This window comes from Albidovulum sp. (assembly GCF_041919395.1).
GTDB lineage: Bacteria > Pseudomonadota > Alphaproteobacteria > Rhodobacterales > Rhodobacteraceae > Albidovulum.
In genome coordinates this window covers 1-9,723 of record NZ_JAYRTX010000109.1, presented here as the reverse complement: position 1 = coordinate 9,723, position 9,723 = coordinate 1, and the positions used below count along the sequence as shown (strand labels likewise).

Below are 9,723 nucleotides of genomic sequence, written 5' to 3'. Positions count from 1 at the left end.
GGGGAGGTCGCGCGGGCGGGCACGCCCGAATATCTCGGCGCGGCCATCCTCCTTGCCTTCCTCTCCGGGTTCATGCTCACCGCGATGGGGCTGGCGCGGCTCGGCTTCCTCGCCGCCTTCCTCAGCCACCCGGTCATCTCGGGCTTCATCAGCGCCTCGGGGCTTCTCATCGCGGCGGCGCAGGTCAAGCACCTGCTCGGCGTGGATGCGGGAGGGCAGACCCTGCCCGAAATCGCGCGCTCCGTCTGGGCGCATCTTGGCGCGGCGAGCCTTCCGACGCTCCTGATCGGCGCGGGGGCCACGGCCTTCCTCTTCTGGGCGCGAACGGGACTGAGACCCCTCCTCGTCGCCTGCGGCATGGCGCCCGGCCGGGCGACGATCCTCGCCCGGACAGGGCCGGTGATTGCTGTCGTGGCGACGACGGTCCTAGCCGCCCTCCTTGCCGCGCTCGCCTCGGCTCTCGGCCTCCCGGGCAGCGGCATCCGCACGGTCGGCGAGGTACCCTCGGGCCTGCCCCTGCCCGCCCTGCCCCCGTTCGACGCCGATCTCTGGGCGCGGCTCGCAGTGCCGGCACTGCTCATCTCCGTCGTCGGCTACGTGGAGACGATCTCGGTCGCCCAGACGCTCGCGGCCAAGCGGCGGCAGCGCATCGACCCCGACCAGGAACTCGTGGCACTCGGCGCCGCGAACCTCGGCGCCGCGGTTTCGGGCGGCTTTCCCGTAACCGGCGGCTTCGCGCGGTCGGTCGTGAACTTCGACGCCGGCGCCGAGACACCGGCGGCGGGGGCCTACACGGCCGTCATGATGGCGCTCGCCACGCTGACGCTGACACCCCTGCTCTACTACCTGCCGCAGGCGACCCTCGCCGCAACGATCGTCGTCGCGGTTCTCAGCCTCGTGGACCTGAAGGCGCTTCCCCGTATCTGGGCCTATTCGCGCGCCGATGGCGCGGCGATGGCGGCCACGATCCTCGTCACGCTGTTCGCGGGGGTGGAGAGGGGCATCCTCGCCGGCGTCGCCCTGTCGCTGACGATGCATCTCTACCGCACCTCGCGGCCCCATGTCGCCATCGTCGGCCAGGTGCCGGGGACGGAGCATTTCCGGAATGTCCGGCGCCACGAGGTGGTGACCGCGCCCGACGTGGTGACGATCCGGGTGGACGAAAGCCTCTATTTCGCCAATGCCCGCTTTCTCGAAGACGTGGTGCAGGCGGAGATCGCCGCGAACCCTCGGCTGGCGCATGTGGTCCTGATGTGCCCCGCGGTGAATGCCGTCGACGCCTCCGCGCTCGAAAGCCTGGAGGCGATCAACCAGCGCCTGAAGGACGGCGGCGTGCGGCTCCACCTGTCCGAGGTCAAGGGCCCGGTGATGGACAGGCTGCGGCGGAGCCACCTGCTTTCGGAGCTGACCGGCGAGATATTCCTCACCCAGTGCGACGCGATGCGGCGGCTTGCGCCTGCGCTGACAGAAGGCACGCTGCGCGCTGCGCGGCGCGGGACGAACCGCGTTGGCCCCGTCGTCGTGCCGTCGCCCTGAACGCTTCAGACGATCGCCTTCTCCAGGAACGGTCGCCCCTCCAGGACGCGCTCGGGCCCGAGCGGCAAAAGGTCGAGGCTGCGGTAGCCGCCGTGCAGGATCAACTCGGCCATCGCGCGCCCGACGGCCGGGGATTGCTGAAGCCCGTGGCCCGAAAACCCGGCCGCGACGTGAAAGTTCGCGTGACCCGGCCAGCGCCCGAGGACCGCGTTCTGATCGAGCGTGTTGTAGTCGTAGTGCCCGACCCAGAGCCTGAGCACCTTCACCGCGTCGAAGCCCTCGGAGCGATGGTAGAGCCGCGGCCAGATCAACTCCTCGAACTGGGCGTGGTCGGGCTCGAAGTCGTCAGGGTCGCAGGGGCCGTCGTCGTCGGGCACGGTCGCGGCGATCCAGGCGCCATGCTCGGGGCGCAGGTACACGCCGGTATGGTCGATGATCAGGGGTGCATCGGCGTGGCGCGCGTTCGGGGCATCGACGACGAAGACCGTGCGCTTGCGCGGCTCGACCGGCAGGTCGATGCCCGCCATGGCGCAGACCGCCGCGGATCGGGTGCCGGCCGCACAGAGGAACGCGCCGGCCTCGATCCGGCGCCCGCCCTCGGTCAGTGCCGCCGTGACCCGGTCGCCCGCCCGCTCCAGCCCCGTCACCCGGTCGGCAAGGAACACCGCCCCCCGCGCCCGCGCGGCGGCGCGGAACCCGTTCAGAAGCCCCATGTTGTCGAACCAGCCCTCGTCGCGCGCGCCGATCGAGCCCGCCGTCACGTCTTCGAGGTTCATCCAGGGGAAGCGCGTGGCGAGCGCCGCCGCGTCCAGCACCTCCGTCGCGGCGCCCAGGCTGCGCTGCATGGCCGCCAACTCGGCAAGCGTCCGCGCACCGTCCTCGGTGCCCGAGAGGAAGAGATACCCGTTCTCCTTCAGCCCGAGCGAGGCAATGCCGCCCTCCGGCCCGATGCGCTCGGCGAAGTTCCGGATGAAGTCCACGCCGAAGCGCGAGATCTCGACGTTCACCGGGTTGGAGAACTGCTGGCGGACCGAGGCGACCGAAAGCGCGGTGGCTGAGCGGGCATAGGTCGGGTCCTTCTCGATCACCGTGACCTTCAGATCCGGCGCCATCTGCATCAGCCACCAGGCCGTGGCCGCCCCCGTCACCGCACCCCCGATGATCACGACGTCAGCCCGCATCTCTTCCATCACCCTATCCTCGCCGGTTTCAGCGCATTGCTATCAGCCTGCGCGGAAAGGGAAAGACCGCTACTCGACAGAAACCCGCTGGCGTGGCAATTTGAGGCGGGGATGTAGCCATGGTTTCTTTGCGATTGTCGACAGATGATGTCGCCATTGTTGGTTTTGCGTCGGCGCACGCGCACCCGACGCGCGTTCGTCGCATGCGCCGCCGGACGCGGCAGATGACAGGACTCGCGCCATGACTGGCCGCGACAATCTCGTCGCGCACCTGGAGCGGGTGATCGAGGCCGGCTCGATCGAAGAGCTCTGGTCGCTGCACCTGGCGAAGATGAACGAATACGGATTCTCGCGGCTGCTCTACGGCTTCACCCGGTTCCGCACGTCGAATTCCTTCGGCAGCGCCGAGGACGTGCTGGTGCTCTCCAATCATCCGGAGGACTATCTCGCCGCCTTCGTCCAGAGCGGACTCTACATGCAGGCGCCCATGGTCAAGTGGGCCGCCGCGAACGAGGGCGCCTGTTCGTGGCGGCTGATCGGCGAACTGGCCCAGGCCCAGGCGATGACTCCGGTCGAACGGAAGATCGTCGAGCTTAACCACAGGCATGACGTCAAGGCGGGTTACTCGATCAGCTTCCGCGACGTTTCGGTCCGCGCAAAGGGCGCCATCGGCCTTTGCGCACGTCCGGGGCTGAAACAGCACGAGGTCGATGCGATATGGGCCCAGCACGGACGCGAGATCACGGTCATCAACAACGTCACCCATCTCAGGATCACCTGCATGCCCTACGCCTCTTCCAGGCGCGCGCTGACGCCGCGCCAGCGCGAGGCGCTCGAATGGGTGGGCGACGGCAAGACCACACAGGACATCGCGACGATCATGGGCCTGACGTCGGCCACAGTCGAAAAGCACCTGCGCCTGGCGCGCGAGGCGCTTGATGTCGAGACCACCGCCCAGGCGGTGCTCAAGGCGTCGTTCCAGAACCAGATCTTCGTGCTGAGCGCCTGACTCGGCGCCGGACTCCGGAACCCGTGTCACGAAACCTTCACTGGATGCGTGATCATATTTCCTATATTCTGGAACTATGGATAAGAACAGTGCCGCCCACGCCTTCGCCACGCTCGGCCACTCCGGCCGCCTCGCCGTCTTCCGGCTCCTGATGCGCTTTGCGCCGCAGGGCGTGCGCCCGACCGAGATCGCCGAGGCGCTCGGGATGAAGCAGAACACGCTGTCGCATCACCTGGCCGACCTGACAGCCTCGGACCTTGTCGGCGTAAATCGGCAGGGGCGCTCGCTTTACTACTCGGTCGATCTCGACACGACCGAGGGGCTGATCGGCTACCTCGCGCTCGACGTGGGCCGCGCCCGCCCCGACCTTCTCGCCCCCTTGCTCTCCCCCCGGAAGGACGCCGCCCCCATGGACTCTCGTACCCGCGATACCGATTTCGACGTGCTCTTCATCTGCTCGGGCAACTCGGCCCGCTCGATCTTTGCCGAGGCGCTGCTCCGGGATCTGGGCAAAGGCAAGTTCCAGGCTTTCTCTGCCGGAACGCGCCCGGGGAGCGAGTTGAACCCCTTCGCGCTGGAAATCCTGAAACGCAACGGCCACGACATCTCCGGACTACGGTCCAAGCACATCTCGAAATTCCAGCAGCCCGGTTCAATCGTGATGGATTTCGTCTTCACCGTCTGCGACACTGCGGCGGCCGAGGAATGCCCGCCCTGGCCCGGCCAGCCGATCACCGGCCACTGGGGCCTGCCCGACCCGGTGAAGGCGACCGGCACGGACGCGCAAAAGGCGCTGGTCTTCGCCCAGACCTATGCCGCGCTGCGCCGCCGGATCGCGGCCTTCGTCGAGTTGCCCTTCGGGTCGCTCAGCCGGCTGTCGCTGCAATCCCGCGTCGATGCCATCGGCGCCGACCAGACCGCAGGGACCTGATGCCATGAGCCCTCGTATTGCTCTCAACGGCCTGGGCCGCATCGGAAAGCTTGTCCTGCGCGACCTGATCGACGCAGGCAGCGACGGCGAGATCGTGCTTCTGAACGATCCCGCCGGCGATGCCGGACAGCACGCCCTGCTGATGGAGTTCGACTCGGTCCACGGACGCTGGCGCACGCCGGTCGCCGCGGCGGATGGGGCGCTGGTGCTGAACGGCCGGACAACCCGTCTGACGCATGAGACGTCGATCGAGGCGCTGCCATTGGCGGAACTGGGCGTCGATATCGTCATCGACTGCACCGGGGTCTTCAAGACCGCCGCGAAGGTGGCGCCCTATTACGCCGCCGGGGCGAGGAAGGTCGTCGTCTCTGCCCCGGTGAAGGATGGCGGGGCGCTGAACCTCGTCCACGGGGTGAACCACCACCTTTACGATGGGTCTCAGGCCCTGATCACCGCAGCCTCCTGCACGACGAACTGCCTCGCCCCGGTGGTGAAGGTGATCCACGAAAACCTGGGCATCCGCCACGGGTCGATCACGACCATCCATGACGTGACCAATACCCAGACCATCGTCGACCGCCCGGCCAAGGACATGCGCCGCGCGCGGTCGGCGCTGATGAACCTGATCCCGACGACGACAGGCTCGGCGACCGCCATCACGCTGATCTATCCGGAACTCAGGGGCCGGCTGAATGGCCACGCCGTCCGGGTGCCGCTCCTGAACGCCTCCCTCACGGACTGCGTCTTCGAGGTGGAGCGGGCGACCACCGCCGAGGAGGTGAATGCCCTGTTCGCCGCCGCGGCCGACGGGCCGCTGAAGGGGATCCTCGGCTTCGAGGCCCGGCCCCTCGTCTCCTCCGACTTCACCAACGATCCGCGCTCCGCCATCGTCGACGGCCCCTCCACCATGGTCATCAACGGGACGCAGGTGAAGATCTACGCGTGGTATGACAACGAATGGGGCTATGCCTGTCGGCTGGCCGATATCGTGCGGATGGTGGCGGGGTCGCTGTGACCGACGCCGAAAGCCCGCCGGGGCCGCCCAACCCCTTGCGTGCCTATGCCGCCGTCACGGCGGCCTACTGGGCCTTCATGCTTTCCGACGGCGCGCTGCGGATGCTGGTGTTGTTGCACTTCAACAGCCTGGGCTTCGCGCCGATCCAGCTTGCCTGGCTGTTCCTGCTGTATGAGGTCGCCGGCATCGTTACCAACCTTGCCGCCGGCTGGCTGGCCGCGCGCTTCGGTCTTGCTGCCACGCTCTATGGCGGCCTTGCGCTGCAGATCGGGGCGTTGGTGGCGCTGGCCCAGCTTGACCACTCCTGGGGCGTTGCGGCTTCGGTCGCTTTCGTCATGGCGGTCCAGGGGGTCTCGGGCGTGGCCAAGGACCTTGCCAAGATGTCCTCGAAGTCCGCCGTCAAGCTGCTGGCGCCGAAGGAAGACGGCGGGTTGTTCCGCTGGGTCGCCCTCCTCACCGGGTCGAAGAACGCCGTGAAGGGTCTCGGCTTCTTCCTCGGCGCTGCGCTTCTGGCGCTCGCAGGCTTCGATGCGGCGGTCTGGGGCATGGCGGGCGTCCTCGCGGTCATCCTCGCCGCTGTCGTGCTGTTCCTGCCTGCGGGCCTGCCCGGACGGATGAAATCCGACGAGGCCTGGGGCGGCTGGCGGTCGAAGGACGCGCGGGTGAACCGGCTGTCGCTGGCGCGGATGTTCCTCTTCGGCGCTCGCGATGCGTGGTTCGTCGTTGGCATCCCGGTCTACTTCCAGTCGGTGCTGTCGGACGGCACCGTCGAGGGCCGGCGCGAGGCCTTCTTCCTGATCGGCGGTTTCCTCGCGCTCTGGATCATCGGCTATGGCGCCGTGCAGGCCCTTGCCCCGCGCCTTCTTGGGGCCAGGGGCCAGCCCGAGGCCGAGACGACCGCCAAGGCGATCCTCTGGGCCGGGCTCCTGGTGCCGATCCCGGTTCTTCTGGCCGCGGCGGCATGGGCGGCAGGCGGACCCGCCCCCTGGCTGACCGCAACACTGATCGGGGGCCTCCTGCTGTTCGGCTTTGTCTTCGCCGTCAATTCCTCGGTCCATTCCTACCTGATCCTCGCCTTCGGGTCGGCGGATCGGATCACCCGAGACGTGGGCTTCTACTACATGGCCAATGCCGCAGGCAGGCTGATCGGCACGCTCCTCTCGGGCCTCAGCTACCAGATCGGCGGCCTGCCCCTCTGCCTCGCCACCGCAGGCGCGATGGCGCTGGCAAGCTGGCTGGCCGCGCGACGCCTCGGCTCCGCTCCGGGCTGATCCGCGGGCATTGAGTGCGGCCCATGAAGCGCGTCTGCCGCTAATCCTCCGGTAACCCGTCCGCCCTAGTCTCGGTCCCGGGTAGAAGGGACATCGTCATGGTTGCAAAGACGGGCGCCGCGCGGCGTCCGGGCGCCGAAAGTCGCGCGCGTCCGGATGCCTTGGACGACTGGTATCGGCAGGAGCTCACGCCGCTTGACTGCGGGGAGCCGAACGATGCCCCGTCCGAACAGGACCGCGAAAGCGCGCGCTGGGTCTCCGGCTGGTGGCTGGGGCCGGCGATCCTGCTCGCGCTTCCGGCCTGGATCGCCCTCGGTCTGGCGTTCTTCTGACGGTCAGCGGGCCAGCACGATCTCGGCCTTCAGCCCGCCAAGCCGCGCGCTGTCGCCAAGACGGAGCGTGCCGCCGTGGCTGCGCGCGATGTCGGCCGCGATGGCAAGGCCGAGCCCGGTTCCCGTGCCCCGGTCCTGGTTGCGCGCGTCGTCGAGACGGGTGAAGGGCCGCATCGCCTCCTCGCGCCGATGCTTCGGGATGCCGGGGCCGTCGTCCTCCACGCTGATGCGCAGGGCGCGTTCCAGGATGGCCACCGACACTTCGGCGCGGGTGCCGTAGCGGGTGGCGTTGCCGATGAGGTTCTCGAGTGCCCTGCGCACCGCGCCCGCCCTCAGCATGGCTTCGCCCCGGCCCTCGACGGAATGCAGCACCACGGCCTGGCCCGCGCGTCGCGCGTCCTCGACGACTGCGGTGACAAGCGCCACCGGATCGCTGGGCTCGGCCGCCTCCTCCGTCGCGTCTCCGCGCACGAAGGCGAGGAAATCGTCGAGCAGCCGCTGCATGTCATCCACGTCGCGCATCATCGGCCGGGCCTCGTCCTCGTCCAGCATCGCGAGCCCGAGCTTCAGCCGGGTGAGCGGCGTCCTGAGGTCGTGGCTGACCCCGGACAGGAGCAGCGTGCGCTGTTCGATCTGCCGCTCGATCCGCGCCCTCATGTCGAGGAACGCGTTTCCCGCCGAACGCACCTCGACCGCGCCCGAGGGCTTGTAGGGCACGATCCGGCCTTTGCCGAACTCCTCCGCCGCGCGCGCCAGCCGGCGGATCGGGCGGAGTTGGTTGCGCAGGAAGAAGAAGGCGATGAGCGTCATGAGAAGTCCCGCCACGACCATCAGGACGAGAAGCTGGTGCGGGTTCGAGGCCGAGACGCGGCCCCGGTCGAATGCGATCTCCACGGCGCCATGGGGCGTTGGCAGCGTGAAGCGCACGCGGCGGAGGTCGTAGAGGTCGATGGGGCCCATGTCCGCAAAGGCCTGCCGCAGCGTCGCGATGACGATCCGGCCCGAGAAGTCGTAGAACACCCGCCGATCGGCGGCCGGTGCCTCTGTCGCCGCCGGCAGAGTGACCGTCATGGCCAACGCCTCGCCGAGCCGTGCCGCCGCCGCCGCCGCGGTGGCCTGGTCGGGCGCGACCGTCACGGCGTCCGAGATGAGAGCGATCTCGAGCGCGATGTTGCGCGTCATCTGCCGCGTCACGCCCTCGAAATGACGCTGCAGGAAGGCCAGCGACACGACGAGCTGGAGCGCGAGGATCGGCACGATCAGGATGAGCGCGGCCCGGCCGTAAAGACCGCGCGGCAGGATGCGCTTGATTGTGGCCGAGATCATGGCCCAAATCTATCGACGCGCCTCAGGGAGAGAAAGCGCAAGATGGATGAGGCTCCGGAAATCCGCCCCCTGCCCGGCGCGGTGCAGCGCCTTGCGCCGGGCCTGCGCGTGGTCCTCGCGCCCAACCCATCGCCGATGACCTTCCACGGCACCAACAGCTATATCCTGGGCGAGGGCGAGGTCGCCGTGATCGACCCTGGCCCTGCCGAGCCCCGCCATCTTCGCGCCTTGCGCGACGCCCTCGCCCCCGGAGAGCGGATCAGCCATATTTTCGTCACCCATTCCCACCTCGACCACTCCCCCCTCGCCCGTCCTCTCGCCGCGGCGACGGGCGCGCCCGTCCTCGCCTTCGGCCACGCGATGGCCGGACGCTCCGCAGCAATGGAGCGGCTCGCCGCGTCAGGGACGATCGCGGGCGGCGAAGGGGTCGATACGGGATTCACCCCCGACGAAACCCTCGCCGACGGCACCGAGATTGCGGGCAAGGGCTGGATGCTCCGCGCCCTCCACACGCCGGGACACATGGGCAATCACCTGAGCTTTCTCTGGGATGACGCCGTCTTCGCCGGGGATCAGGTCATGGGCTGGTCCACCTCGATCGTCTCGCCACCCGACGGCGACATGGGCGCCTACATGGCGTCGCTCGACCGGCTGGCGGCGCGCCGGCCACGCCGGCTCTACGCCGGCCACGGCGATCCGGTGGGCGACCCTGTCGGGCGGATCGCGGACCTTGTCGCCCACCGCCGCGCCCGCGAGGCCGCGATCCTGGCCGCCCTGACCGACGGCCCTGCCGATGCCATGTCGCTTGCCCGCGCGATCTATCAGGACACGCCGGCCCCGCTCCTGCCCGCCGCAGCCCGGAACGTCCTCGCGCATCTCATTGATCTCATGAACAGAAATCGCGCATTCTGCGAGGGCATTCCGGCCGCCGGATCGCGGTTCCGCCGGCTCTGACGGTGACGGATTTTTTCCGCCAAACCCTCTGGACGCCCCCACGCTGCCTTGCTATATCGCCCCCCGGTGTTCCGGCGTAGCTCAGCGGTAGAGCAGTTGACTGTTAATCAATTGGTCGTAGGTTCGATCCCTACCGCCGGAGCCAAATAAATCAAGCACTTAGGCGAT

At 68.6% G+C, this 9,723-nt stretch carries 9 protein-coding genes and 1 tRNA gene; 8 read left to right on the top strand and 2 right to left on the bottom strand.

Going from position 1 to position 9,723, the window contains the following annotated elements; all coding sequences use genetic code 11:
* Positions 1-1,536, top strand: a 1,536-nt coding sequence (locus tag ACMUOO_RS15010; RefSeq protein WP_413855678.1) for a SulP family inorganic anion transporter, incomplete at its 5' end; no start/stop codon positions are given.
* A 5-nt stretch (positions 1,537-1,541) separates the two neighbouring features.
* Here ACMUOO_RS15010 and ACMUOO_RS15005 read toward each other — a convergent pair.
* Positions 1,542-2,726 carry an NAD(P)/FAD-dependent oxidoreductase gene (locus ACMUOO_RS15005; RefSeq protein WP_301920608.1) on the bottom strand — a complete coding sequence of 395 codons (1,185 nt, stop codon included), beginning with the start codon at positions 2,724-2,726 and terminating at the stop codon, positions 1,542-1,544.
* A 232-nt stretch (positions 2,727-2,958) separates the two neighbouring features.
* Between ACMUOO_RS15005 and ACMUOO_RS15000 the strand changes: the two genes are divergently transcribed.
* The 5 genes from ACMUOO_RS15000 to ACMUOO_RS14980 all read left to right on the top strand — a co-directional run bounded on the left by ACMUOO_RS15000 (position 2,959) and on the right by ACMUOO_RS14980 (position 7,275).
* Complete coding sequence (locus ACMUOO_RS15000; RefSeq protein WP_301920609.1) at positions 2,959-3,726, top strand: helix-turn-helix transcriptional regulator; 768 nt, start codon at positions 2,959-2,961, stop codon at positions 3,724-3,726.
* Between the two features lie 76 nt (positions 3,727-3,802).
* Positions 3,803-4,657: a metalloregulator ArsR/SmtB family transcription factor gene (locus ACMUOO_RS14995; protein WP_301920610.1), complete on the top strand. Its 855-nt coding sequence runs from the start codon at positions 3,803-3,805 to the stop codon at positions 4,655-4,657.
* Positions 4,658-4,661: 4 nt separating this feature from the next.
* Complete coding sequence (locus ACMUOO_RS14990) at positions 4,662-5,672, top strand: ArsJ-associated glyceraldehyde-3-phosphate dehydrogenase (protein ID WP_301920611.1); 1,011 nt, start codon at positions 4,662-4,664, stop codon at positions 5,670-5,672.
* Positions 5,669-6,943: an organoarsenical effux MFS transporter ArsJ gene (arsJ, locus tag ACMUOO_RS14985; RefSeq protein ID WP_301920612.1), complete on the top strand. Its 1,275-nt coding sequence runs from the start codon at positions 5,669-5,671 to the stop codon at positions 6,941-6,943. The genes ACMUOO_RS14990 and arsJ overlap by 4 nt, the downstream gene beginning before the upstream one ends.
* Before the next feature lie 98 nt (positions 6,944-7,041).
* On the top strand, positions 7,042-7,275 hold the full coding sequence (locus ACMUOO_RS14980; RefSeq protein ID WP_301920613.1) for a hypothetical protein: 234 nt from the start codon (positions 7,042-7,044) through the stop codon (positions 7,273-7,275).
* A 3-nt stretch (positions 7,276-7,278) separates the two neighbouring features.
* On the opposite strand, the gene ACMUOO_RS14975 is transcribed toward ACMUOO_RS14980, so the two are convergent.
* On the bottom strand, positions 7,279-8,601 hold the full coding sequence (locus ACMUOO_RS14975) for an ATP-binding protein (protein ID WP_413855677.1): 1,323 nt from the start codon (positions 8,599-8,601) through the stop codon (positions 7,279-7,281).
* 42 nt (positions 8,602-8,643) lie between these two features.
* Between ACMUOO_RS14975 and ACMUOO_RS14970 the strand changes: the two genes are divergently transcribed.
* Both ACMUOO_RS14970 and ACMUOO_RS14965 read left to right on the top strand, forming a co-directional pair.
* Positions 8,644-9,555 carry an MBL fold metallo-hydrolase gene (locus tag ACMUOO_RS14970; RefSeq protein WP_301920614.1) on the top strand — a complete coding sequence of 304 codons (912 nt, stop codon included), beginning with the start codon at positions 8,644-8,646 and terminating at the stop codon, positions 9,553-9,555.
* A gap of 70 nt (positions 9,556-9,625) precedes the next feature.
* Positions 9,626-9,700 (top strand) — tRNA-Asn (locus ACMUOO_RS14965).
* The last annotated feature ends 23 nt before the right edge of the window (positions 9,701-9,723 follow it).